At 65.0% G+C, this 24,919-nt stretch carries 24 protein-coding genes; 11 read left to right on the top strand and 13 right to left on the bottom strand.

The features are described from left to right. Positions 1-67: 67 nt before the first annotated feature. The 4 genes from acpS to folK form a co-directional block, all read right to left on the bottom strand. Complete coding sequence (acpS, locus tag CDI09_RS02270) at positions 68-481, bottom strand: holo-ACP synthase (protein WP_078526607.1); 414 nt, start codon at positions 479-481, stop codon at positions 68-70. Between the two features lie 7 nt (positions 482-488). Beyond that, entirely contained in the window at positions 489-2,759 is a 2,271-nt protein-coding gene (locus CDI09_RS02275) for a RelA/SpoT family protein (protein ID WP_078528061.1), read from the bottom strand. 84 nt (positions 2,760-2,843) lie between these two features. After that, entirely contained in the window at positions 2,844-3,239 is a 396-nt protein-coding gene (rpoZ, locus tag CDI09_RS02280; protein WP_078526605.1) for a DNA-directed RNA polymerase subunit omega, read from the bottom strand. An 80-nt stretch (positions 3,240-3,319) separates the two neighbouring features. After that, on the bottom strand, positions 3,320-3,871 hold the full coding sequence (gene folK / locus CDI09_RS02285; RefSeq protein ID WP_408884481.1) for a 2-amino-4-hydroxy-6-hydroxymethyldihydropteridine diphosphokinase: 552 nt from the start codon (positions 3,869-3,871) through the stop codon (positions 3,320-3,322). Between the two features lie 193 nt (positions 3,872-4,064). Between folK and CDI09_RS02290 the strand changes: the two genes are divergently transcribed. Then, positions 4,065-4,676 carry a LabA-like NYN domain-containing protein gene (locus CDI09_RS02290; protein ID WP_061271569.1) on the top strand — a complete coding sequence of 204 codons (612 nt, stop codon included), beginning with the start codon at positions 4,065-4,067 and terminating at the stop codon, positions 4,674-4,676. Positions 4,677-4,749: 73 nt separating this feature from the next. Here CDI09_RS02290 and CDI09_RS02295 read toward each other — a convergent pair whose 3' ends face one another. Both CDI09_RS02295 and CDI09_RS02305 read right to left on the bottom strand, forming a co-directional pair. After that, entirely contained in the window at positions 4,750-6,243 is a 1,494-nt protein-coding gene (locus CDI09_RS02295) for a malate:quinone oxidoreductase (protein WP_078526603.1), read from the bottom strand. A gap of 322 nt (positions 6,244-6,565) precedes the next feature. Further along, a complete protein-coding gene (locus tag CDI09_RS02305; RefSeq protein ID WP_078526599.1) occupies positions 6,566-7,519 on the bottom strand; it encodes a bifunctional enoyl-CoA hydratase/phosphate acetyltransferase in 954 nt (317 codons plus the stop codon). Positions 7,520-7,845: 326 nt separating this feature from the next. On the opposite strand from CDI09_RS02305, the gene CDI09_RS02310 reads away from it, so the two are divergent. Further along, entirely contained in the window at positions 7,846-8,721 is an 876-nt protein-coding gene (locus CDI09_RS02310) for an NAD(P)-dependent oxidoreductase (RefSeq protein ID WP_078526597.1), read from the top strand. Positions 8,722-8,728: 7 nt separating this feature from the next. On the opposite strand, the gene CDI09_RS02315 is transcribed toward CDI09_RS02310, so the two are convergent. Further along, entirely contained in the window at positions 8,729-9,583 is an 855-nt protein-coding gene (locus CDI09_RS02315; RefSeq protein ID WP_078528058.1) for a squalene/phytoene synthase family protein, read from the bottom strand. A gap of 129 nt (positions 9,584-9,712) precedes the next feature. Between CDI09_RS02315 and CDI09_RS02320 the strand changes: the two genes are divergently transcribed. Continuing rightward, positions 9,713-10,321 carry a superoxide dismutase gene (locus CDI09_RS02320; protein WP_078528056.1) on the top strand — a complete coding sequence of 203 codons (609 nt, stop codon included), beginning with the start codon at positions 9,713-9,715 and terminating at the stop codon, positions 10,319-10,321. 54 nt (positions 10,322-10,375) lie between these two features. Here CDI09_RS02320 and CDI09_RS02325 read toward each other — a convergent pair whose 3' ends face one another. Together CDI09_RS02325 and yajC are read right to left on the bottom strand one after the other, a co-directional pair. Next, positions 10,376-11,824: a sugar porter family MFS transporter gene (locus CDI09_RS02325; protein WP_078526595.1), complete on the bottom strand. Its 1,449-nt coding sequence runs from the start codon at positions 11,822-11,824 to the stop codon at positions 10,376-10,378. 90 nt (positions 11,825-11,914) lie between these two features. Continuing rightward, positions 11,915-12,304 (bottom strand): preprotein translocase subunit YajC, encoded by a 390-nt coding sequence (yajC, locus tag CDI09_RS02330; RefSeq protein WP_078526593.1) that lies wholly within the window; start codon positions 12,302-12,304, stop codon positions 11,915-11,917. Between the two features lie 171 nt (positions 12,305-12,475). On the opposite strand from yajC, the gene CDI09_RS02335 reads away from it, so the two are divergent. The 4 genes from CDI09_RS02335 (at position 12,476) to CDI09_RS02350 (ending at position 16,247) form a co-directional block, all read left to right on the top strand. Then, the gene (locus tag CDI09_RS02335; protein ID WP_078526591.1) at positions 12,476-13,348 is read left to right on the top strand and encodes an ATP-binding protein; all 873 of its coding nucleotides are present in this window, start codon (positions 12,476-12,478) and stop codon (positions 13,346-13,348) included. A gap of 281 nt (positions 13,349-13,629) precedes the next feature. Further along, entirely contained in the window at positions 13,630-14,751 is a 1,122-nt protein-coding gene (locus tag CDI09_RS02340) for a Rieske 2Fe-2S domain-containing protein (protein WP_408884482.1), read from the top strand. Further along, positions 14,748-15,752 carry an 8-oxo-dGTP diphosphatase MutT gene (gene mutT / locus CDI09_RS02345; protein ID WP_078526587.1) on the top strand — a complete coding sequence of 335 codons (1,005 nt, stop codon included), beginning with the start codon at positions 14,748-14,750 and terminating at the stop codon, positions 15,750-15,752. Before CDI09_RS02340 ends, mutT begins: the two co-directional genes overlap by 4 nt. Positions 15,753-15,782: 30 nt before the next feature. Beyond that, entirely contained in the window at positions 15,783-16,247 is a 465-nt protein-coding gene (locus CDI09_RS02350) for an SMI1/KNR4 family protein (protein WP_078526585.1), read from the top strand. 13 nt (positions 16,248-16,260) lie between these two features. On the opposite strand, the gene CDI09_RS02355 is transcribed toward CDI09_RS02350, so the two are convergent. Further along, entirely contained in the window at positions 16,261-17,151 is an 891-nt protein-coding gene (locus tag CDI09_RS02355) for an SMP-30/gluconolactonase/LRE family protein (RefSeq protein WP_236944490.1), read from the bottom strand. Positions 17,152-17,233: 82 nt separating this feature from the next. Here CDI09_RS02355 and CDI09_RS02360 point away from each other — a divergent pair, with 82 nt between their 5' ends. Next, the gene (locus CDI09_RS02360; protein WP_078528053.1) at positions 17,234-17,992 is read left to right on the top strand and encodes a competence/damage-inducible protein A; all 759 of its coding nucleotides are present in this window, start codon (positions 17,234-17,236) and stop codon (positions 17,990-17,992) included. Positions 17,993-18,109: 117 nt separating this feature from the next. On the opposite strand, the gene CDI09_RS02365 is transcribed toward CDI09_RS02360, so the two are convergent. From CDI09_RS02365 to CDI09_RS02375, 3 genes are all read right to left on the bottom strand, one after another. Continuing rightward, the gene (locus CDI09_RS02365; protein WP_078528051.1) at positions 18,110-19,066 is read right to left on the bottom strand and encodes an acetyl-CoA carboxylase carboxyltransferase subunit alpha; all 957 of its coding nucleotides are present in this window, start codon (positions 19,064-19,066) and stop codon (positions 18,110-18,112) included. A 177-nt stretch (positions 19,067-19,243) separates the two neighbouring features. Then, entirely contained in the window at positions 19,244-20,164 is a 921-nt protein-coding gene (locus CDI09_RS02370; protein WP_078526583.1) for a tyrosine recombinase, read from the bottom strand. A 16-nt stretch (positions 20,165-20,180) separates the two neighbouring features. Beyond that, a complete protein-coding gene (locus CDI09_RS02375) occupies positions 20,181-20,384 on the bottom strand; it encodes a hypothetical protein (protein WP_078526581.1) in 204 nt (67 codons plus the stop codon). A 136-nt stretch (positions 20,385-20,520) separates the two neighbouring features. Between CDI09_RS02375 and aroB the strand changes: the two genes are divergently transcribed. From aroB to CDI09_RS02390, 3 genes are all read left to right on the top strand, one after another. Then, positions 20,521-22,254 carry a 3-dehydroquinate synthase gene (gene aroB, locus CDI09_RS02380; RefSeq protein WP_078526579.1) on the top strand — a complete coding sequence of 578 codons (1,734 nt, stop codon included), beginning with the start codon at positions 20,521-20,523 and terminating at the stop codon, positions 22,252-22,254. Positions 22,255-22,542: 288 nt separating this feature from the next. Next, a complete protein-coding gene (locus tag CDI09_RS02385; protein WP_078526577.1) occupies positions 22,543-23,781 on the top strand; it encodes an OmpA family protein in 1,239 nt (412 codons plus the stop codon). Between the two features lie 405 nt (positions 23,782-24,186). Next, on the top strand, positions 24,187-24,919 hold a 733-nt coding region (locus CDI09_RS02390), incomplete at its 3' end, for an outer membrane protein (RefSeq protein ID WP_110571168.1).

A 24,919-nucleotide genomic window follows, 5' to 3' on the forward strand; every position in this document is an offset into this window, starting at 1 on the left:
ATAACGTGCGGATCAAGCCCACGCACGCCCTGCCTGTCAAGCATTGCCCAAGGGCAGCGTGCGGGCATCAGGCCGTGGCCGCCTTCTCCGCCACGATCATGACCTGGGCAAAGGCATAGGGGTGCTCATCGGTCATGGTCAGGAATATCCGCGCTTCGTGGCCTGCGGGCAGCAGGGCCTCAAGCCGTGCGCGCGCCCCGCCCGAAAGCCGCATGACCGGCTGACCACCGGGCAGGTTCTCCACGCCAAGATCGCTATGGAACACACCACGGGCAAAGCCGGTGCCCAGCGCCTTGGCGCAGGCCTCCTTCGCCGCCCAGCGCTTGGCGTAGGTGCCCAGGCGCGCATTGCCCTGCCTGCGCGCGGCCGCCTGCTGCTCGCGCTCCGTAAACACCCGGGTGATGAAGCGCGCACCGTGCCGGGCGAGAACCGTCTCGATCCGCCGCGCATCGCACAGATCCGAGCCGATGCCGATCAGCATTGCCTGACTAACCCCTTGCCCGTTCAACCTGCACCACGCCCTTGGCGGCACGCAGCGCCACCATGATGGCGGTCAGGTGCCGCAGGTCACGCACCTCGATATCGGCAAGGATCTCCATGAATTCAAGCTGACGGTTGACGATGCGCAGGTTCATCATCACACCTTCATGCTTGGCGGCGATATTGGTCAGCGTGGCCAGCATGGCGGGCTCGTTGGCCGTGACCACGCTCAGCCGCCCGGTATGGTGGCCGGTGGCGTTGCGCGCGATCAGGTCGTAATCCCAGTCGAGGTCCATGAACCGCTCGGGGGTGGCGGCGAAGGTTTCCAGCGTCTGGCAGCCCAGCGTATGCACCGTAATGCCCTTGCCGGTGGAGACGATGCCCACGATCCGGTCACCCGGCAGCGGGTGGCAGCACCCGGCAAAATGCACCGCCATGCCCGCACCCACGCCCGCAAGCGCCATGCCGCCAGCCGCCGGCCTGCGCCGCCCGGGAAGACCGCCACCCAGCGCGCCCCCCGCGGGGGCCCGCATGGACAGGCCGGGCACCATGCGCGGCGCGCGGGGCGCGCGGCGCAGTTCGGGGTAGGCAAGCTGCACCACCTCGCGCGCGGACTGGTTGCCATTACCCACGGCCACGTACAGATCGGCCACGCTTTGCAGTCGCAGGTCCTTGAGCAGGCTGTCGAGCACCTTTTCCGAGCCATCCACCCCTTCCTGCCGGAAGGCCTTGGCCAGCGCCACACGGCCGCTTTCCAGATGGGGCTCGCGCTGCTGGAGCGCGACATGGCGGCGGATGCGCGCGCGCGCCTTGCCGGTGGCGACAAACCGCTCCCACGAGGGCGAGGGCGTGCCGCCGCGCGCGGTCATGATCTCGACCTGATCGCCATTCTGCAACTCGTGGCGCAACGGCATCAGGCGGCCATTGATGCGCGCCCCCACGCAGGTATCGCCCACCTGGCTGTGCACGGCATAGGCGAAATCAACCGGCGTTGCCCCGCGCGGCAGCGAGATCAGCTGTCCCTTGGGCGTGAAGCAGAAGACCTGGTCCTGATAGAGTTCGAGCTTGGTGTTCTCGAGGAACTCGTCCGGGGCAGAAGAATCCTCAAGGATGTCGAGCAGGTCCTGCACCCAGCGCAGGCCCGAGACCACGCCCTTGGTCTTGCCCTGCGCCGCCGCATCGGGCAACTGCTTGTACAGCCAGTGCGAGGCCACGCCGTTCTCGGCCACGTCATGCATTTCCGCCGTGCGGATCTGCACCTCGATCTTCTGGTTGCGCGGGTGGCGAAGCGTCACCCCGGTGTGCAGGCTCTGGTAGCCGTTGGCCTTGGGGGTGGAAATATAGTCCTTGAACCGCCCGGCAATGACCGGATAGGCGGCATGCACCGCACCAAGCGCGATATAGCAGGCCTCACGCGAGGGCACGATGATGCGGAAGGCCATGATGTCGGAAAGCTGCTCGAAGGCGACATTGCGCCGCTGCATCTTTTCCCAGATGGAATAGGGCGTCTTTTCGCGCCCCGTCACCTCCACGCCCTCCAGCCCGGCATCAATGCACAAAGCCTGAAGTTCGCGGCGGATCTCCTCGATGACATCGGCCCCCTGCCCGCGCAGGTAGTTCAGCCGGGCGCGGATGGTGGCCATCGCCTCGGGCTCGAGGGCGGCGAATGACAGGTTCTGAAGCTCGACCTTGACCTTGTCCATGCCGATACGGCCGGCAAGGGGGGCATAGATCTCCATCGTCTCGCGCGCGATGCGCTGCCTGCGGTCAATGCGCTGCACGTAATGCAGCGTACGCATGTTGTGCAGCCGGTCGGCCAGCTTGACGAGCAGCACGCGGATGTCGCGCGACATGGCCAGCACGAGCTTGCGGAAATTCTCCGCCTGCTTGGTGCGATCGGACTGGAGTTCGAGCCGGGTGAGCTTGGTTACGCCATCAACAAGTTCGGCAACCGTATCGCCAAACTGCGCACGCAGCTGCTGCTGCGTCACCCCGGTATCTTCCACCGTATCATGCAGGAGAGCTGTCACGATCGAGGCGGTATCGAGGTGGAAGCCAGCCAGAATATTGGCCACGGCCAGCGGGTGGGTAATGTAGGGGTCGCCGTTATCGCGGGCCTGGCCCTCATGGGCGACCTGGGCCACGGCAAAGGCCCGGCGGATCAAATCCGCATCGGCAGTGGGATCATATGCCTGGATGCGCCGGATCAGCCCCTCGCACGAGAGGGCGCGCTCCCCGCCCTCATGCCGGGCGGGAAGGGTGGCCGCAGGCGCGGCCACGCCACCCGTGACAGGCACGGGGAGGGAGGAAGATGTGGTTTCCGATCCGGTCGGGTCAGTCACCTTCCACCCTTTCGTCAGAGATTAACGGCCCCGTCCGCTCAGGGCCGACTCAACCGATGCCTCGAGTTCTTCAGCCGACATGCCGCCCGTGGAATGGCGGGCCTCTTCCTCGGCCGAGACATCCTGCAGGCCGAAGATGTTCTGCTCGGTCGGGATCAGGTCGACCACTTCCTCATCGGCAGGCTCCGGCTCGGGCGCACGGGCAAGCGAGCGCACGAGATCGCTGCGGATCTGCTCGAGGTTAATGGTCTGGTCCGCGATCTCGCGCAGGGCGACAACGGGGTTCTTGTCGTTATCGCGGTCAATCGTCATTTCCTCACCGCGCGACAGGGCGCGGGCGCGCTGGGCTGCCAGCAGCACCAGTTCAAAACGATTGGGAACCCGCTCAACGCAGTCCTCGACAGTGACGCGTGCCATCAGGCCTGAACTCCGGTTGTTAAATAGGTGTGTTGATAAGAATTTACCTTATTACGCCCCTGCCTGTCGTGATGCAAGCCTTATGCGGGGCCTCCCACCCCTTCCGGCTCCGCCATGCGCGCGATGGCCTGCCCCGCGACACCGGGCAGGAAGGCGTCGATCCCCTGCCCTGTCACCGGGTCGCGCCAGTCAGGCATGACATCGCGCAGCGGCAGCAGCACGAAAGCGCGCTGCGTTGCGCGCGGGTGGGGCAGGATGGGATCGGGCGCCTTACGCACCAGCGCACCCATGGAGATGATGTCGAGATCAAGCGGGCGGGGAGCGTTGACCACCGTGCGCCTGCGCCCGGCAGCAGCCTCGATGGCGTGCAGCCGCTCCAGCAGCCAGGCCGGGTCCACATCGCCCGCCATGCGCACGACTCCGTTCACATAAGGGGGCTGGCCCGAAGGGGGCACCGGCGCGCTCTCGTACCATGCCGAGACACCGACCACCGAAAGGCCGGGGATACGGGCCAGTTCACCCACCGCCCACAGGCAGGTCATGGCCGCAGTTTCACCACTTTCCCGTGGCAGATTGGCGCCGACCGCAATAAAGGTGTCTGGGATGCAGGAGATGGATTGCGGCATTTTCATCTGGAAACTATGGTCCGGTAGCCTGCGCTCGGTTAGTAATCCGGTCGTCAGGGAACTTATGTAAGGATATCCACTTCTATATAACTGGACAGATTGTTGTAACACAACTTCCCCATCATAATAAAATACATGCCAGTCGAAATTTAACACGATCGCAACATATTCACTTTCTTGTTTCAGGGACTGAACACAAATGTTTTTTCAACCCGAGGAACGGCTCTGCCTTTTTATTGATGGCACCAGCCTGTATTCCGCATCACGTAACCTTGGTTTCGAGGTTGATTACCGCAAGCTGCTGCAATTCTTCCGCTCGAAGTCCAACGTATTGCGGGCCTATTATTATTCCGCCGTGCTTGATACCGAGGAATACTCTCCCCTCAAGCCATTGACAGACTGGCTCGTCTATAACGGCTATTCCCTCGTGACCAAGAACGCGCGCGAGTTCATCGACCATAACGGCCGCCGCCGCGTGCGGGGCAACATGGATGTGGAACTCGCAGTGGACATGATGGAAATGGCGCCGCGCATCGACCATGCCGTGCTCTTCAGCGGTGATTCCGATTTCCGCCGCCTGCTCGAATCCGTGCAGCGCCAGGGCGTGCGCACCACCGTGGTCGGCTCGATCAAGACCACGCCGCCGCTGATTGGCGATGAACTGCGCCGCCAGGCCGACCAGTTCGTCGAGCTGGCCGACATCGCCACCCACTTCATGCGCCGCCACCTTGAAAACCGCCCGCCCCGCCACAACGCGCCCCCGCCGGTGCGCCACCCGGCGGACCAGATGAGCGAGCAGGACGGCGACTGATACAAAAAACCCGCCCGGACCTTGGTCCGGGCGGGTTTTTACACAAATGGGTTTTGAAAGGCGCGATACGCTCTCAGCCCTCAAGCTGCAGGGCATTACGGGTGCGCTCGCGCACCTGCGCGCACAAGGCCGCATCCTGCCCGAGCTTCGTGCCGTAAGAGGGCACCATCTCACGCAGGCGCGCCTCCCACTGCGGCAGGCGGTCGGCAAAACAGCGCTGTAGCACCGTAAGCATGATGGGAGCCGCGGTGGAGGCACCGGGCGACGCGCCGAGCAGCCCCGCGATGGACCCGCCGCCGCCGGTCACGACCTCCGTGCCGAACTGCAATACGCCGCCTTTTTTCGCGTCTTTCTTGATCACCTGCACGCGCTGGCCTGCGGTAATCAGTTCCCAGTCCTCCTTGCGGGCGGTGGGCACGAAGTCGCGCAGCGCCTTGAGCCGGTCCTCGTTGGACTGCATGACCTGCTGGATCAGGTATTTGGTCAGCGGCATGTTGTCGCGCGCGACCGCCATCATCGCCCCGATATTGTCCATGCGGATGGAGCGCGGCAGGTCCAGCCAGGACCCCTGTTTGAGGAACTTGGTCGAGAACCCGGCATAGGGGCCAAACAGCAGCCCCTGCCTGCCATCGATCACGCGGGTGTCGAGATGCGGCACCGACATGGGCGGCGCGCCGACCGAGGCCTTGCCATACACCTTGGCGTGATGCTGGCGCACCACATCGGGGTTGGTGCAGCGCAGGAACTGCCCGCTGACGGGAAAGCCGCCAATGCCACGGGCTTCGGGGATGCCACTTTTCTGGAGCAGGTGCAGCGCGCCGCCGCCTGCGCCAACAAACACGAATTTGGCGCGCACCTTGCGCTCGCCCCCGCCATGCATGGCGCGGACCGCGATGTCCCACTGCCCGTCGGCCGTGGGCGTCAGGTCCTCGACCTCATGGGCGAGGTTGAGGTCAAAGCCGGGCTTGCTGGCCAGCAGGTCGATCAGGCGGTGGGTCAGCGCGCCGAAATTCACGTCCGTGCCCGCCGGGTGCCATGTCGCGGCCAGGGGCTGGCCGGGGGCACGGTCCTGCATGACCAGCGGCATCCACTGGCGCATCTGGCCTTCATCGGTGCTGAACGACATGCCCTCGAACAGCGGGTGCTGCTGCAGGGCGGCGTAACGGCGGCGCAGGAAATCGACATTCTCCGCCCCCCACACAAAGCTCATGTGCGGAATGGGGTTGAGGAAGTCACGCGGGGAGGCGATCTGCCCGGTCTCGACAAGGTAGGACCAGAACTGGCGTGAAACCTGAAAGGCTTCGTTCACGTTCACGGCCTTGGAGATATCCACCGTGCCATCGGGGCGCAGGGGGGTGTAATTCAGCTCGCACAGGGCGGAATGGCCGGTGCCCGCGTTGTTCCAGCCATTCGAGCTTTCCAGCGCCACATCATCAAGCCGCCCGAACAGGGCGATGGACAGGCCGGGCTCAAGCTGGCGCAGCAGGGCGCCGAGCGTTGCACTCATGATTCCACCACCAATCAGGACCACATCGTAAGTGGAGGCGGATGAGGGATTCGAGGTCATGGCATTCTCCGGATCGGCATCGGAAACCCGCTGCGTGACTGTTCATCGGCTGGACCGGGCAGCCCGCCCGGCGGCGCGGGACACCCGGCCTGATTACATTCATGTTGGCGCCGGTGGCACCCGGCGCGCCGGCCCCATGCACAATGGGCAACCGGACTGTCAGCCCTTTCCTTGCCACCATGTGCGCCGGGGCGCTGCATCATCTCTACGCGAGGACGCCATATTCCCGCCCCAATGGCCCCCGCCCGTTCGCCCCCGCGCGGGTGAAAAAACCGGCCCGCGCGCAGGCGCCAGCCTTCCCTACACGCATCGCGGCGCGCCGTCATCCGCACTGATCCATGCATGTGGCCGGAGTCCCGCCATAGCCGCGGCGGATCATCACCGCCGCCACCATGCATGACAGCACGCGCACCGCCACCGGGTCGGCCCGGCTGGTCAGGATGACCGGCACGCGCATGCCCATGACAATGCCCGCCGCGCGCGCCTGCCCGATGAAGGTCATCTGCTTGGCCAGGATGTTGCCCGCCTCAAGATCGGGCACCACCAGAATATCCGCCAGCCCCGCCACGGGCGAGACAACGCCCTTGCAGCGCGCGGCTTCGGGGCTGACGGCGTTATCGAGGGCGAGTGGCCCATCCACCACGGCCCCCGTGATCTGCCCACGTTCGGCCATCTTGCACAGCACCGCCGCATCAAGCGTGGAGGGGAGCGCGGGGTTGACCATCTCCACCGCCGAGAGCAGCGCCACCTTTGGCTGTGGCAGGCCCAGCATATGGGCGAGGTCGATGCTGTTCTGCACGATATCGCGCCGGGATTCGAGATCGGGCGCGATATTGACCGCGCCATCGCTCACCAGCAGCACGCGCGGAGCCTGCGGGGCATCGAGCACATAGACATGGCTCATGCGCCGGGCCGTGCGCAGCCCGCCCTCATGGTGGCCAAGTTCATGCAGGAAAATGCGCGAATGCAGCGAGCCCTTCATCAAGGCCGCCACCGCGCCATCACGCGCCATGCGCACGCCCTGCCGGGCGGCTTCCTCCGCCGTGGGCAGGTCGATGAAGGCGCAGCCCGCAAGCGACACGCCCGACGTGGTGGCCAGCTGACGGATCTGCGCCTCGGGGCCGATCAGCACCGGCTGGGCCAGCTTGTTACGCGCCACCTCGGCCACGGCCTCGAGGGCTGGCAGGCTGCATGGATAGACCACGCCCAGCCGCATGGGGGCATGGCCGGACAGGGTAAGGGCCAGATCATCAAAAAAACGCAGGCTACGCATCATGCCTTCTTTCGGGTTGCGGGCAGGGCCTGCTCCCCTGATGCCACAGCCCCCCGTATCCGCCTGCCATCATCTTTATGCGAGGGCGCAACCAGCCCCCGCGCCGCATGACACAGATGTGACCACTGGCCATCCCGGTTTGCGGGCACGCCGCCACGGCCACCGCCGTTCAGGCCAGTGAGCCGCCAGTGAGCCGCCCGATGGCCTGCTTCACCCGCGCAACAGCACGGCCAATGCCCCCCCGTGACAGGCCATGCACCCCTCATGCATGCTGGGCGCAATACGGACGCGGGCCTGAACGGCGTCCGCCATGACCAAGGAGAGTATCCATGTCCACCGCTTCCCTTATCGGTTTTGTAGGCTTTGGCGCCATGGCGTCGCGCATGGGGGCCAACCTGGCCAGGGCGGGCTACCGGCTCGTGGCCTATACCCCTTCGGGCAAAGGGGGCGATGGCAGCACGCGCTTCGTGCCCACACCGCGCGCGCTGGCGCAGGAGGCGGATATCGTGATCGTGTGCGTGCCCGATGACGAGGCGCTCGAAGCCTCGCTGCAGGGCGCGGATGGCGTGCTGGCAGGCATGAAGCCCGGCGGCCTGCTCATCAATACCAGCACTGTCGCCCCGGAGACCTCCGTGGCCCTTGCCGCGCAGGGCAAGGCGCTGGGGCTGACCGTGATCGACGCGCCCGTGGCCGGCAGCACGCCAGAGGCGGAATCCGGCAATCTGGTCGTGCTCGCGGGCGGCACGGCAGAAGAGATCAGCCGCGCCCAGCCGGTGTTTGACGCCATTGGCCGCCTGACCATCCACGCAGGCCCCGCAGGCAGCGGCTCGAAGCTGAAACTCGTCATCAACGGCATCATGGGGGCCACGCTGGCCGTGGTGGCCGAAGGCGTGACCTATGGGCTGGCGGCGGGGCTGGAGCGCGATATGCTGTATGACGCGCTCGATGCGGTGCCCGTCATCTCACCGCACCACAAGCGCAAGCTCAAGGCCGCGAAGGCGGGGGATTTCAGCCCGCAGTTCCCTACCCGCCTCATGCAGAAGGACATGCGCCTGCTGCTGACCGATGGCGCCCGGCAGATGGCCCCGCTGCCCGCCATGGCCGCCGCCACCCAGAGCCTGTCGCTCACCCGGCGGCGCCACCCCAACGAGGATTATTCCGCCCTGTTCGCCGTGATGGAAGCCATGGTGGCCAACACGCCCTGAACCCCGCCTAGATCCGCCCGCGCACCATCGCGGCCATGACCGCCAGCCTGTCACCCACGCCACGCGGCGGGGGGCTGGCGGCGGGTGTTGCGCGGGCCTTCATATCGCGCAGGCCGAGTGCTGCGGGCAGGCTTGCCGCAAGGGCCGGGCGCGGCAGGCGTGCGCCCGCACGCGCCTGCGCCAGCCAGTCCCGTCCCTGCTGGCGCAGTTCCATGCGCAGGGCCTCGATCTGGCCGGGACTGGCCTGCCCGGTACGCAGCCCGTCGCGCGTAAGACCCACGTCAGCCAGCATGTCATCAGGCAGCGGGCAGCGGCCTGTGGCCAGCACGGCAGGCAGGTAGCGCACCAGTGCGCCCACCCCGTACACCCCGCCATACAGGCGCACCCGCTCCAGCACCGGGCCAGCCTCAACCCCTGCCGCCATGGCCATGGCCACCTGCACGCCACCCGCGCCCGCCAGCATTTCCGCCCGCCAGCGTTCGCGGTCAGGCAGGCCATCGAGTTCATTTTCGCGGGCCGTGATGATGGCCTCGATCGTGTCGCGCCGCACCCGCCCTGCGGCCAGCAGGCCAAGCAGGGCGCGGGCGGTCTCGTGGCGCTGGGCGTTGCCGCTTTCCACCACGTCGCGCCACCATTGCAGGCGGATCAGCCCCGCCATCGGCCCCGCCACCGACCACGAGGCCGGGGTGGCCACGGCGCGCACGCATTCATGGTTGAAGGCGATCAGCACCATGGCATTGGCCCTTGCCGCGGCAGGCAGGAACAGCGCGCAGAAGAAGCGGTCCGGATCAGCCGCGCGGGCGGCGTGCAGCATGGACACGCCATCGTGCGCGGTGCGGGATGCATCCATCGGGCCGGTCATGGCGTTTGGTTCCGAAGGCATGGGAGGCGCGTGTTCATATGTCCGTCACTTGACGCACCGGGCGCGCCCCCATAGCAATCTTGGTATGGCGGTCGCGTGCCGCCCCTTGCAATTCCCAGGAGAATGTTCATGGCTTTCGAATTGCCGTCCCTTCCCTTCGCCTACAATGCCCTTGCCAACCGTGGCATGTGCCAGGAAACGCTGGAACTCCATCACGACAAGCACCATCAGGCCTATGTGACGGCGCTGAACGGGTTTGTCGAATCCAAGCCGGAACTGCAGGGCAAGTCGCTTGAGGAAATCATCCTCATGGTCAAGGGCAAGCCCGACCTCGCCCCCGTGTTCAACAATGCGGGACAGCACTGGAACCACATCCTGTTCTGGCAGAACCTGGCGCCCAAGGGCGGCGTGATCCCCGATTCCCTGAGCAAGAAGATTGTTGAGGATCTGGGTAGCGTCGAAAAATTCAAGGCCGACTTCAAGGCTGCCGCCGCCTCGCAGTTCGGCTCGGGCTGGGCATGGCTGGTTCTGGGTTCCGACGGCAAGCTGAAGGTGACCAAGACCGCCAACGGCTCCAACCCGCTGGCAGAAGGCCAGGGCAAGGTGCTGCTCGGCCTCGATGTGTGGGAGCACTCCTACTACCTCGACTTCCGCAACCGTCGCCCCGACTACATCGTCAACTACCTCGACCAGCTCGCCAACTACGAGTTTGCCGAGGCGCAGCTCCAGTCCGCCTGATCGCGCATCCTGCGGTTATGGCTACGGAAAACCCGGCTTCACGCCGGGTTTTTTTTACGTCTGTCGCTTTTCAGGCGAGGCGTTGCAGCCCAGGGCGCGCAGCTTCGTGCCGCGCATGAGTTCCGCCTCGATCTGCTCCAGCGTCATGCCCCGCGTCTCGGGCACGCGCAGCGCCACCATGAGCATGAACGTCGCGTTAAGCGCCGCATAGACCCACAGCACCCTTCCTGCGCCCAGCACTTCAAGCCCGGTCAGGAACGTGGCGCTGACCACCATGTTGGCGATCCAGTTGGCGCAGGTGGAGCATGCCATGCCGAACTCGCGCCCGCGCAGCGGCAGGATCTCGGCGCAGAGCAGCCACGCCAGCGGCCCGGCCGAAAATGCGAAAGCCGCGACAAACACCAGCATGCACACCCCCATGAGCAGCCGCAGCCCCGGCATGGGCGGCACACCCCCCGCCAGGATCATGGCCTGCCCCGCCATGGCCAGCGCCATGACCGCGAATCCGCCAATCAGCATGGGCCTGCGCCCGATCCGGTCCACCCAGAACGTGGCGACACAGGTGGAAAGCAGGTTGATGACCCCCACCCCCACCGGCCCCCATACCTGCATGTAATGGCTGTAGCCGACCAGCCCGATGATGTAGGGCGCGTAGTACAGCACCGCATTGATGCCCGAGAACTGCTGCGCCACCTGCAGGCCCACCGCCAGCCACATGGCGCGGCGGCAGTTGGGGTCGTTCATGAAATTGCCGATCCCGTCCTTGCGCGCCGCCAGCCGGGCCATGATGGCGTTGCGCTCGGCCATGACCAGCCGGGGCAGGCCACGCAGTTCGATCAGCACGCGCCGCGCGTCACGCTCGCGCCCCTGGGCAAGCAGCCAGCGCGGGCTGGGCGGCAGGAACATGACCCCCATCATGAACACAAGGCCCGGAAACCCCACGATGCCCAGCATCCACCGCCACACGCCAAAATAGGAGAACAGTCCGTCAGACACGAACGCCGCCAGCAACCCGCACGAGATCATGAGCTGATAGCCCAGGATCATCGCGCCCCGGCGGCCGGAATCGGCAATTTCGGCAATATAGAGCGGGGTGGTGAACGTGGTGGCGCCCGTGGCCACGCCCAGCAGCAGGCGGGCGAACAGCAGCATGCCGAACGATGAGGCCTCGGCGCACATCAGCGGGCCGATCACGAACAGCCCCGCCGTGAGCACCAGCGTGCGCTTGCGCCCCCATGTGTGTGAAAGCCATGCGGCGGCGAGCACGCCAAGGGCCGCGCCGAGCAGCATGATGGCCACGATCGATTCGCGCTGCAGGTCGGACAGGATGAATTCCTGCGCGATCAGGTCGAGCGCGCCGGACATGACCCCCGTATCCAGCCCGAACAGTATGCCCGAAAGTGCTGCCAGCCCCCCGATCAGCCCGGCACGGCCCCGTATGGCCGGAGGATGATGGGGAACTGCAGGTTGGCCTGTCTGCGCGATACCGGGCTGCCTTTGCATCCTGCCTGCTCCTGCTGTTGACAGCAGCAACGATGCAGCCGGGAGGAAGTTCGCCCCAATGCGGGGCGAACATGCACGCGTGGCGCGCGATCAGCCCTTTTTGGCTGCCTTTTCGGGCGTGCTGTCATTGGCGGGGGTCGCGGCACTGGTAATGACCGAGCTGATGGTATCGCGCAGCACGCTCACGCGCACGCCCTGCGCGATCTCGACCTCGACCTCGTTCGACTCCGCCGAGACCTTCTGCACCACGCCGATGATGCCGCCCGCCGTCAGCACGCGGTCACCCCGGCGCAGCGCGGAAAGCTGGCTGCGCAGCTGCTTCTGCTTGACCTGCTGGGGGCGGATGAGCAGGAAATAGAAAATGCCGAACATGGCTACATAGGGCAGAACCGCCATGATGCCATCTCCACTCAGCAGGCCGCCGCCAGCAGCCTGTGCATGGGCGGGCGTGGTCAGTAAGTCATTGAAAATAGAGGCCATTGCAATCTTTCCGGCAGAATGAAGGGTTGAACGGGTTGCAGGTTTGACATGCGGACCATAGTTTTCGCCTGTTTCCCGTCAAGGCGTTCGCCTGGCCCGTGTCAGCCAACGCGCTCCGGATCGCCCGGTGGCATGCGCCACCGCCCTGTCATGCCCGAATCAGGATCGACGATGGACCAGACCACCCTCCCCGTTCTCGAACGCATTGCCGCGGCCCTCGAGCGCCTCTCGCCCCCCGCCCCGTCGCTTGCCGGGCTGGAGCAGGCGGATGCCTTCATCTGGCACCCGGGCCTTGGCCGCCTCACCCCCGTGGCCCACGTGGCGCATGTGGAGATGGGGCTTTTGCAGGGCATCGACCGCCAGCGCCAGATGCTGCTCGACAACACGCTGCATTTCGCGCACGGCCTGCCCGCCAACAACGCCATGCTGTGGGGCGCGCGTGGCATGGGCAAGTCCTCGCTCGTCAAGGCCGCCCATGCCCAGGCCAACCTTGAAGGTGACAGGCCCGCCGCACCCGGCAAGGGGCGGCTGGTGCTTGTCGAGATCCAGCGCGAGGACCTTTCCACCCTGCCCGACCTGCTCGCCCTGCTGCGTGAAAGCCCGCGCCGGTTCATCGTGTTCTGCGATGACCTGTCATTCGAGCGCGAGGATGCGGACTACAAGGCCCTGAAATCCGTGCTCGATGGCGGCATTGCGGGGCGACCGCACAACGTGCTGTTCTATGCCACGTCGAACCGCCGCCACCTCATGCCGCGCGAGATGATCGAGAACGAAAGCTCCACCGCCATCAACACATCCGAGGCAACGGAGGAAAAGGTCTCGCTTTCCGACCGTTTCGGGCTATGGATCGGCTTTCACAACTGCGCGCAGGATACCTTCATGGACATGGTCCGTGCCTATGCCAAAGAGCGCAGCCTGCCGATTGGCGATGCGGACCTCGTGCGCCGCGCCAATGCGTGGTCGCTGTCGCGTGGCGGGCGCTCGGGGCGCGTGGCCTTCCAGTTCATCGAGGATCTGAGCGCGGAACTTTCTGCCCGGCCATGATCCATCACAAGGATTGATCCGTGCGGCTGCTGGCATGCTGGGCGTGTTCCATCCCACCCGATGGGCCACCACAGGCCAGCATGAAGCCCGATGCAAAAAGGATGCGCCGACTGCGTTACAAAATATGACGGCACTGAACCATTTGCCCTGTCCGTAAAAAACATCCTTAATATCGCCATGGCGGCAGGATAACGTTCGGAATGCGTCGCAATATATGTTGTACCCGACGTCCTGCCATGGCACATCCGGCTGCCATGCCCTGTTAACAGTCAAGAGAGACAATGGATCAGTCGTTACCGCCTGACAGCATGCAGTCCTCCGCCCCGGCCAGCGGGCGGGATCTGCGCCGAATCCGTGCCAATCCCGATTTCTGGTATCCCGTTGCATGGTCGCGGGAACTGAAACCCGGCAAAACCATTGGCACCCGCTATGCGGGCCAGCCCATTGCCCTCGTCCGCCCGCGTGAGGGCGGCAGCATCTTCGCGCTGGAAGACCGCTGCGCCCACCGGCAGGTGCCCCTGAGCAAGGGCACGGTCAAGGGCGACTCCGTGCAGTGCTGCTATCACGGCTGGGCCTATGGCCGCTCGGGCCGGTGCATCGACGTGCCCTATCTGGGCAAGGGCAAGCTGCCCAACGGCGTGCGCACCTACCCCGTGCGCGAGGTTGATGGGCTGATCTTCGTTTTTCCCGGTGATCCGGCCAAGGCGGAGATAACGCCCTTCCCGCGCCTGGCGGAGGTGGCGAACCCGGCCTACAAGACCCGCCGCTTTGGCCAGCTGGTGCATTGCCACTACAGCTTCATGCACGAGAACCTGATGGATATGAACCATCAGTTCATGCACATGAAGCAGATGGGCCAGATGAAGCCGCGCTTCCTCGGCCAGGAACGTGGCCCCGGCCTGGTGGAGGCGCGCTACAGCTTTGCGCGCACAAGCGGCAAGCAGCCGATTGGCGAGGCGCTGATCTTTGGCCAGAAGCGCGACAACAGCGAGAAATTCGCCCATCGCGATGTCATGACCATCCGCACCACGTACCCCTACCAGACCCTCCATATCCAGACAGGCGACAGCCCGCCGGTCATGGATCTGTGGATTGCCTACGTGCCGCAGGATGAAGCGGAGCTGACCAACCGCGTGTTTGGCCTGCTCTCCATCAAGCGGCCCGGCATTCCCGGCGTGCTGGACCTGGCCTGGCCGTTCCTGACCGCGTTCACCGAGCGGATCTTCCGCGAGGACCGCGAGATCGTGGAACTCGAGCAGAATGCCTGGTACGAGCAGGGGGGCGACCGCAACCAGGAAATCTTCCCGGTCATCAACAACCTGCGCTCGCTGCTCGTTGAATGCGGCCTGCCCGCGCAGGATGATACACCCGCACCGGTTGCACGGGGTGCGGCATCGGCATGATGGATCAGGGGGGACATGGTTCGGCCACCTTACTTGAGGCCGGCGAATATCGCCTGCGTGAAGTCCGCACATCTGATGCGGGCACGATGCACAGGCTGATTAATGACTGGAGCGTGGTGCGGATGCTCAGCCGCGTTCCCTTCCCCTATTCGCTGGCCATGACCGAGGACTGGATCGCCTCCACCATCGAACAGTCGCAGCATGGCGAGGCCTATCACTTCGCCATCACCTGCCCGCAGTCCGAACAGCCCGATGCGCTGATCGGCTGCATCGGGCTGCGCATCAACGCAGCCGACCGCTCATGCTCGCTGGGCTACTGGGTGGGCCGCGCGCACTGGAACCGCAAGGTGGCCAGCACCACGGCGGGCCGGCTCGCGCGCTGGGCGCTGGCCAACCTGCCGGTGGACCGGCTCACCGCATCGGCCGCACACGACAACCACGCCTCGATCGCGGTGCTGAAACGCATCGGCTTTCGGGAAAACGGCACGGGCACGCAGGAATTCGTCTCACGCGGGGGGGAATACCCGGTGCGCCTGTTCGAGGCGCGGCATGCCGACCTGTCGGGCGAGGAGATGATGGAAGAGACCGAAGCGGGCGATACGCGCCGGATCGTGCTGGTGGCCGCCGTGGCGCTGGTGGATTCGGATGCCCGCGTGCTGCTGGCCCGCAGGCCCGAGGGCAAGTCCATGGCCGGGCTATGGGAGTTCCCCGGTGGCAAGGTGGAAGCGGGCGAAACCCCCGAGGCCGCCCTGATCCGCGAGCTTGATGAGGAACTGGGGCTGGACGTGGCGCGCTCGTGTCTGGCGCCCTTTACCTTCATCTCACACGATTACGGGCATTTCCATCTGCTCATGCCCGTGTATGTCTGCCACCGGTGGAAAAACACGCCGACCCCGCGCGAGGGACAAAAGCTGGAATGGGTGCCCGCCGAGAAACTGCGCGACTACCCCATGCCCGATGCCGATCGCCCGCTGATCCCGCTGCTGCAGGATCTGCTGTAAGAACATGATCGATCTCGGCCGCCCTCCCGCATACCAACGCAGGAGGACATCGCAGCGGTGGAGAAACGGATCGGCACCTCCTTTGATCCTGCCTACAGGGAATTTATCGCCCGCCATAACGGTGCCCGGCCGGACTATAATGTCTGCACGGTCGCACCCGATAATTCCTGCGGCATAGACCAGTTTCTTGACATCGCCAACATAGCCGGACGGATGGATAGCCTTGACGATGATGTGGTATCGGCTCTTTTTTTCCCGTTTGCCGAGGGCGAGAGTTCAAACTGTTTCATGATGCGCAAGGACGGCACGCCGGGCGTATGGTTTTACGACCATGAGATGATGGGCATGGAAGCCCTGACGCCCGTAGCCCCGTCCCTGAACGCTTTCCTGCCCATGCTGCTGCCCCGCGACACCATCGCGGTAACGCTGAAACCCGGACAGGTGAAGTTCGTCTGGTCCGACCCGGACTTCGTGCCCGTTTTCGACGAAAAATAAAGCGCGCAGGGGATCAGGAAGCGGGGAAGGCGTGTGGTTCCTGCCCCGGCACATCCACGCGCAGGCTGAACAGGCTGCCTGCCTGCGGATAGCGGGCCAGCATGTCATCAGGCGTGTTCTTGCGCGCCGTGGTCACGTACAGCGTGCGCAGGTCCGCCCCGCCAAAAGCCACCTTGGTCACGTTGAGCGCGGGCATGGCTATGGGCTCAAGCCGCGTGCCGTCAGGGTGGAAGCGCTCGATGCGGCCGCCATTCCACACGCCTACCCACAGCGTGCCCATGCTGTCCACCACCACGCCATCGGGGTAGCCATCTTTCACGCGGGCAAAGATCCGCCGGTTCGACAGGCTGCCATCAGCAGCAAGGTCAAACACGTAAATCAGGCCCGCGGGCGAATGGTTGTGGTAGAGCCGTGTGCCATCAGGCGAAATGCCGGGGCCATTGGTCACGACGTATCCTTCGTCATGCCGCAGGATGTTGAACCCGTGCGCCTGCCGGGTTACGGAATACAGTGCACCGGAGGGCGTGCCTTCACCATCATCCATGGTGCCGAACCACAACCGGCCTTTTGAATCGACACAGCCGTCATTGATGCGGTTGCCCGGATGCTCGGGCTCGACTGCCAGCATGCGATCAAACGCGCCGGTGCGCGGATCAAGCCGGTACAGGCCATCCTTCAGCCCGCAGACGAGCGTGCCATCGCTGGCCGGCACGACAAAGCCGGGTCGTGCCGGTGCCTGCCACGAAGTCCTTGCCCCGCTGGCCGGATCAAGACGGTGGATGGTCTGACCCACGATATCGACAAAATAAAGCACCTGCTCGCGCGTGGACCACACTGGCCCCTCGCCAAGTTGCGCTTTGATATCCCATACGCAGCTGGGGTGCGGCATCGCTGGCGTGTTCATGCGTTCTCCTTTGGGGTAAGCTGGCGGTCGTTACAGGGTGGGGCCAGAATGCCCCTGCCCGCAACCTAGTGGAATGCCGATCATGAACCCCACCGCCTGCCTGCTGGTCATTGGCAACGAAATCCTGTCCGGCCGGACACAGGATGTAAACGTGCAGTATATTGCCCGCCGCCTGTCGGAAACGGGCATCACGCTCAGCGAGGTGCGGATCATTCCCGATATCCGCGCCGTCATTGTCCGTAACGTGACCGAGGCGCGGGCGGCATATGACAATGTGTTCACCACCGGCGGCATCGGGCCGACGCATGATGACATCACCTCCGCCTGCGTTGCGGAATCGTTTGGCGTGCCGTGGGTGCACCACTCCGAAACCTTCAGCCTGCTCGAAGCCCATTTCGCGCCCGGTGAGTTCAATGCCGCCCGCCAGCGCATGGCCACCATGCCACAGGGGGCAACGCCCATTCGCAATGCGGTTTCGGTGGCGCCCGGCTTCACCATGGGCAACGTGCACGTCATGGCGGGCGTGCCGCGCATCATGCGCGCGATGTTCGAGGAAGTGCTGCCCACCCTGCCCCACGGCACGCCCGTTACCTCACAGGCCTGGCATGCCAATGGCCTGTATGAAGGCACGCTCGCCGCCCCGCTCGAGGCGATACAGGAGCGCTACCCCGCCATTGATATTGGTTCCTACCCCTACCGGCTTGATGAGAGCCAGCGCGGCGTGTGCCTGCTGTGCAAGGGCACGGACACGCAGGCCGTAAGCGATGCCGCCAGCGCCGTGCGCGACCTGATTACCGGGCTTGGCTTCGCGCCACTACCGGGCGAGCCTGCCAAAAGCTGAACCTATTGAAAGAATAAAAAGTCTTTGGATGCCGCCTTTTTTTCAAAAAGGCGGCATTCTTCGAAGCTTTTTGAAAAAAGCTTCACCAAAAACCCTAATAACCTAAGGCCAAAGCCGTCATGCGACGGCTTCACGCCCCATGGCGAGGAATTTCTCGCGGCGCTGTGCCTTGAGCAGTACCGGATCCTTTGCCAGCAGGTCGGGCAGTTCAGCCGCAATGGCGTCACCCACCGCGCGGATGGCCGCCTTGGGATCACGCTGCGCGCCACCGAGCGGCTCGGGGATGATCCGGTCGATCAGCCGCAGCTGGAGCAGATCCTGCGCGGTGATCTTGAGCGCATCGGCTGCGGTGGAGGCCTGCTTGGGATCGCGCCACAGGATGGAGGCGCAGGCCTCGGGCGAGATGACGGAATAGATGGCGTGCTCGAGCATCATCACCCGGTCACCCGCGCCAAGGGCCACGGCGCCGCCAGAGCCACCCTCACCAATCACGGTGGCGATGACAGGCACCGGCACGTTCAGACAGGTCTCGATGGAGCGGGCAATGGCTTCCGCCTGGCCACGGGCTTCGGCATCGATGCCGGGCCACGCGCCCGATGTGTCGATAAAGGTCAGGACCGGCAGGCCGAATCGCCCCGCCAGCTTCATCAGGCGCTGGGCCTTGCGGTAGCCCTCGGGCCGGGCCATGCCGAAATTATGCTTGAGGCGGGTCTCGATCTCGGCGCCGCGCTCGGTGCCGATCACCACCACGGGCTGGTCATTGAACCGGCCCACGCCGCCAATGATGGCCTTGTCATCGCCAAACAGCCGGTCACCCGCAAGCGGCGAGAATTCGGTAATCAGCGCATCGATGTAATCGACCGTGTGCGGGCGCTGGGCATGGCGGGCCACCTGCACCTTCTGCCACGGAGTCAGCTTGGCGTAGGCCGTACGCAGCTGCCGGTCGGCTTTTTCGCTCAACCGGGTGATCTCTTCCGCGATGTTGATCCCGTCCGGACCGGACATCCTGCGAAGTTCGTCGATCTTGTTCTCAAGCTCGGCGACCGACTTTTCGAAATCTAGAAACTGGCGCATGCGCTGCCGATAGCACAGCCTGCGTGCCAGCCAAACATTTTCGCGCATGGAATTCGGCCTGCCATGCATTTTTGTCCATTCCGCCCCGCCTGCCGGGGGCGGGCGACACGCCTTGCAAACCGCATCGCGCCATAATGGCCTGGCCGGTTTTCAACTGCCCTGATGTCTGGCAGCGCCTTAACCCGCGCTGTCCTGTACCTGCGCCAGCGGGTGGTGCTGGGCCACGGCATCACGCAGGCGGTCGAGCATGACATGGGTATAGATCTGGGTGGTGGCGATATCCGCATGGCCCAGCAACACCTGCAACGCCCGCAGATCCGCCCCATGGGCCAGGAGATGGGTGGCGAAGGAATGCCGCAGCACATGCGGCGACAGGCGTTGCGGGTCCAGCCCCGCGCGCAGCGCGACATCATGCAGGATGCGGTCGAATCCCTGCCGGGTCATGGGCTGGCGCGCGCTCCGGCCGGGAAACAGGTACGGGCTCCCGCGCCCGGCATCAAGCGCCATCAGCGCGCGTGCCGCCTCACGCGCGCGGGCCGACATGGGCACCATCCGCTCGCGCCCGCCCTTGCCGCGCACCAGCATCATGCCTGGCGCCGCATCAAGCGCGCGGCGGGGCAGCGACAGCAGTTCCGATATACGCAGGCCCGAGGCATAGAGCATTTCAAGCGCCGCGCGCGCCACCATCAGCCTGCGCCTGCGCGCGGGTGTGGCATCCGGCTCAGGCACGCAGGCGGCCAGCAGTTCCGTAACCTCGGGCTCTGACAGGAAACGCGGCAGCGGCGTATCAAGCCGGGGCGCTTCAAGCAGGGCGGCGGGGTTGTCGGGCCGCATGCCCTCGCGGGCCAGAAACAGGAAATACTGCTTGAGGCATGACAGCCTGCGCGCCTGCGTGCGTGCCGCCAGTCCCTGCCGCGCAAGCCCCGAAAGATAGTCGCGCAGATCACTCTCGCCCGCCGTGAGCGGCGTCATGCCCCGGGCGCGCAAGGCAGCATTCATATCCGCAAGGTCGCGGGTATAGGCGCGGATGGTGTTCAGCGCCGCCCCACGCTCGGCCGCCTGCATCTCGATAAAGGCATCAACGCCGCCTGCGCTCACCCTGCCCCCCGCCTGCTCAGCGCGGAGCCAGCGGCGCTACCGGCAGCGGGGCGGGCGCGCCCAGTGGCGGCAGGGCGGCTGGCGGCGGCGGGGCGGCGAATGGCACGTCCTTGTGCACATCCTCCTGCACCAGCGCGGGCGGAAAAGCCCCGAGCGCGAAAAAGCCCCCTATCACGCACAGGGTCAGAACACTGGCCAGGGCAATAACAATACGGATCATTCAACCGCTTTCCTATGCTGCAAACCCCCGGTGCCCCCGGACCAGGCGCGCGCAAGCGTGCTGCCTCACCCACGCGGGGCTGGCCCTGACCACGGACTCTACCGGTCCTGTCCTGCTGTATGTTAGGTTGCGCGGCATGTCACGCCAGATTCCCCCCACCCGGCCCCAGCCGGAGCCCGCATCCCTTGCCATCCCCCTTGACCTGAACGCCGTTGGCCCCGCCAGCCCCCGGCAGCCGGGCAGCGGGCGCACCGTCGTGCTGGTCGGGCTTATGGGCGCGGGCAAGACCACGATCGGCCGCCTGCTGGCCGCGCGGCTGGGCGTGCCCTTTGTCGATTCGGATGAGGAAATCGAACGTGCCGCCGGCTGCACCATAGCCGACCTGTTCCAGCGCTATGGCGAGGCCGAGTTCCGCCGGGGCGAGCGCCTGGTCATCCGCCGCCTGCTGTCCGGTCCGCCGGTGGTGCTGGCTACGGGCGGCGGGGCCTTCATGGATGGGCGCACGCGCGCGAGCGTGCGCGAGCATGCCGTCTCGATCTGGCTGCGCTGCCCGCTTGACGTGCTGGTGCAGCGCGTGGCCGACCGCACGCACCGCCCGCTGCTCAACAACGCAACACCACATGCGGTGCTGGCCGACCTTATGCGCCTGCGCCATCCGGTCTATGCGGAAGCGGACATTATCGTTGATTGTGGAGATGACAACGTGGAACACAGCGCCGACCATGTGCTGCACGCCCTGCAGCACAACCAGCAGCCCCTGCGCGTGCCCGTACGGCTCGACCGCGCCAGCTACGAGGTGCTGATCGGCCCCGACGTGATCCGCCGCGCGGGCGCGCTGCTGGCCCCGGTGCTGCCCCAGAAGCGCGTGATGGTGATTACCGACAAAACCGTATCGCCCCTGCACCTGCCCCGCCTGCTTGAAGCCCTGGCGGAGACCGGCATCCGCGCCGAGACCATCACCATCCCGCCCGGCGAGGGCTCAAAGAACATCAGCCAGTACGAGCACGTGACCAACGCCCTGCTCGAGGCCCATGTCGAGCGCGGCACCACGGTCGTGGCGCTGGGCGGGGGCGTGGTGGGCGACCTTTCGGGGTTCTGCGCGGCCACCACGCTGCGCGGCCTGCCGTTTGTGCAGATTCCGACCACGCTGCTTTCGCAGGTGGATTCGTCAGTCGGTGGCAAGACCGGCATCAACACGCCCTTCGGCAAGAACCTGCTCGGCGCGTTCCACCAGCCCATCGCGGTGCTGGCCGATACCTCCACGCTGGCCACCCTGCCCGTGCGGGAACTGAAGGCCGGTTACGCCGAGATCGTAAAATCCGGCCTGCTGGGTGATGCGGGGCTGTTTGACTGGTGCGAGCGCCACGGTGCGGCCGTGCTGGCGGGTGATCCGGCCATGCAGGCCGAGGCCATCCGCCTGGCATGCGCCTTCAAGGCTCGCGTGGTGGTGGCCGATGAGCGCGAGGAGCGCAGGACCGATGGCCGCGCCCTGCTCAACCTTGGCCATACCTTCGGCCACGCGCTGGAAGCCGAGATGGGCTATGACGGCAGCCTGCTGCATGGCGAGGCGGTCTCGATCGGGCTGCGGCTCGCCTTCATGCTGTCGGTCCGGCTGGGCTACTGCCCGGCCGAGGATCTGGATCGTGTTACGGCCCACCTCGAGCGCCTGTCCATGCCCGCGCGCATAGGCGATACGGGGCGCAATTTCTCCGCAGCCCAGTTGGTGCACAACATGCAGCGCGACAAGAAAATGCGCGATGGCCGCCTGTCCTTCGTGCTGGTGCGCGGCATTGGCCGGGCCTTTACCTGCCGCGACGTGCCCGATGAGAGCGTGCTCGAGGTGCTGCGCGCGGATGGCTGCACGCCCTGACGCACCCCGCCTGATGCGCGGCCCAGGCCTGTGATATTCCGGTCACAGGCCCGCTCGCACGACACGGCGCGCCGACACATTTACCTTATTTCAACCCTTGCCCCGCAAAACGATCCTGCCATGGATTGATGCGGATGAACGTGACTGCGCACCCTCCCCTGACATCCCGCTGGCACTGGAATGGCGGCACACACGCCGCCCGGATCAACCCGTATCAGGCCAGTGTGGAACATGCCCCCATCTCCACCAAATAAAGAAGGCGTCTGATCAAGCATCAAGGACGGGAACATGCGTCTTCGCACGGCATTGCTGGCGACTGCATTGACAACCACCCCTGTCATGGCCGCCATGGCCACGACAATCACCGGGCCTTACGTCGATATCGGCGGTGGCTATGACCTGACCCAGACCCAGCACATGCACGCCTATGACGGGCAGGGCGTGCAGGAAAACAATTCGGCCCTGAACAGGCTTGCAGGAGCCGGGCTGCCCGCCAGTGCCAATGCGTTCGTGGACAAGCAGCTCGACGCGGGCAGCAATGCACGCGAGCGCATGCATCATGGCAATGGCTGGACCGGGTTCGCCTCCTTCGGCTGGGGCATCGGCAACGGCCTGCGTGTGGAAGTGGAAGGCGCCTATAACTGGTCGGAAACGACCCGCTACACCACCACATCCTACAATGGCGGCCACGGCAAGACCGATGGCGCCGACCGCTCCTATGGCGGCTTTGTCAACGTACTGTATGACATTGATCTCCAGCGCCTCTTCGGCATCGACGTACCTGTAACGCCCTTCATCGGTGTGGGCGCGGGCTATCTGTGGCAGACCGTCAATGATGCAACGCCCATCAACAACAGCATGATAAACGTGCGCCACAGCGGCACCAATGGCAGCTTTGCCTATCAGGGCATTGTTGGTGCCGCCTATGACATTCCCGGTGTGCCGGGGCTGCAGATGACCACCGAATACCGTATGATCGGTCAGGTGGAATCCTTCAACACGGGCAATCTGGACCAGACCGTGTACAATCCCGCCAACACACCGGCGAGTGACCACAATTCCATCCGTTACGACCAGCGCTTCAACCACCAGTTCATCGTGGGCGTGCGCTATGCGTTCAACAACGCGCCACCACCCCCGCCGCCCGCACCCGCAATCGTGCCACCCGCGCCGGTCGCCGCCCGCACCTACCTGGTGTTCTTCGACTGGGATGGCGCGGCCCTGACCCCGCGTGCGCGCGCAATCGTGGCGCAGGCGGCGACGGCCTCCACCCATGTGCAGACCACCCGGCTTGAAGTAAACGGTTATACCGATAACTCCGCCGCCCATCCCGGCCCGCGTGGCGAGAAATACAATCTTGGCCTGTCCCTGCACCGGGCGGACAGCGTGAAGGCGGAACTGATCCGTGATGGCGTGCCCGCCAACGCCATCGACATCCATGGCTACGGGGAGGCCCACCCCCTCGTGCAGACCGGCCCGGATACGCGCGAACCGCAGAACCGCCGGGTGGAAATCATCCTGCACTAGACCTGCCTGCAATATATTGAAAAAAATGGAGAATCCGACACGGGGCGCATCCGCACACGCCGCGTGCCGGAGAATCCGTTTCCGGTCTCGAAACGGGTTGAAAAAGACCTTCCGTTTACACCATTGTCCTATGCAAAATACGGGGGACTAAGAAAGCTGTTCAAAAAAATCCTTATAAAATCAGGGTTTTTTATAGACTGTCGCAAAGAGGACTGAAAGATATGTGTTTTTTTTGCCACACCTATTCCGCATGGCGCATTTTGCCCATTCTCAAGCCGGGCCAGACAGGCTAATCCCCGCTTCATAGCTTGCGGGTAATCTCAGGCTGCCCTGTCTCGGGGCAAATCCCATTGCCCGATCACAAGACGGGGCTCTGCCCTGCAACAACAGATTAAGGACTGAAACATGCGTCTTCGCGCAGCGTTACTGGCAACCAGCCTGCTGGCAGCGACACCGTTCGCAGCCAAGGCCACGACCATCACCGGCCCGTATGTCGATATCGGCGGCGGCTACAACCTGACCCAGACCCAGCACATGCGCCCCGGCGGCACGGATGATGGCCATGGTGAAGGTCGCGTTGGCCACCGTCATGGCTGGACCGGCTTCGGCTCGGTTGGCTGGGGCTTTGGCAACGGCCTGCGCGCTGAAGTTGAAGGCGCGTATAACTGGTCGGAAATCTATCGCAAGAGCGGTAGCGACAAGGGCAGCGACCGCTCCTATGGCGGCTTCATCAACGTCCTGTATGACATCGACCTGAAGCGTCTGTTCAACATCGATGTGCCTGTCACGCCGTTCGTCGGTGTCGGTGCCGGTTACCTGTGGCAGAACGTGAACAGCAGCACCATGGTCGCCATGAATGGCGCGAGCAGCCCGAACGCCCGCCTGCACGGCACCAATGGCAGCTTCGCCTATCAGGGTATCGTCGGTGCGGCCTATGACATTCCGGGCGTGCCCGGCCTGCAGATGACCACCGAATACCGCATGGTTGGCCAGGTCGAGTCCTTCGGCATGGGCACCATCAAGGCTGATAACGGCGAGAGCGTACGCTTCGATCACCGCTTCAACCACCAGTTCATCGTAGGCGTCCGCTACGCGTTCAACAACGCGCCGCCGCCGCCGCCGCCGGCTCCCGCCGTCG

The organism is Komagataeibacter nataicola, assembly GCF_003207795.1.
GTDB lineage: Bacteria > Pseudomonadota > Alphaproteobacteria > Acetobacterales > Acetobacteraceae > Komagataeibacter > Komagataeibacter nataicola.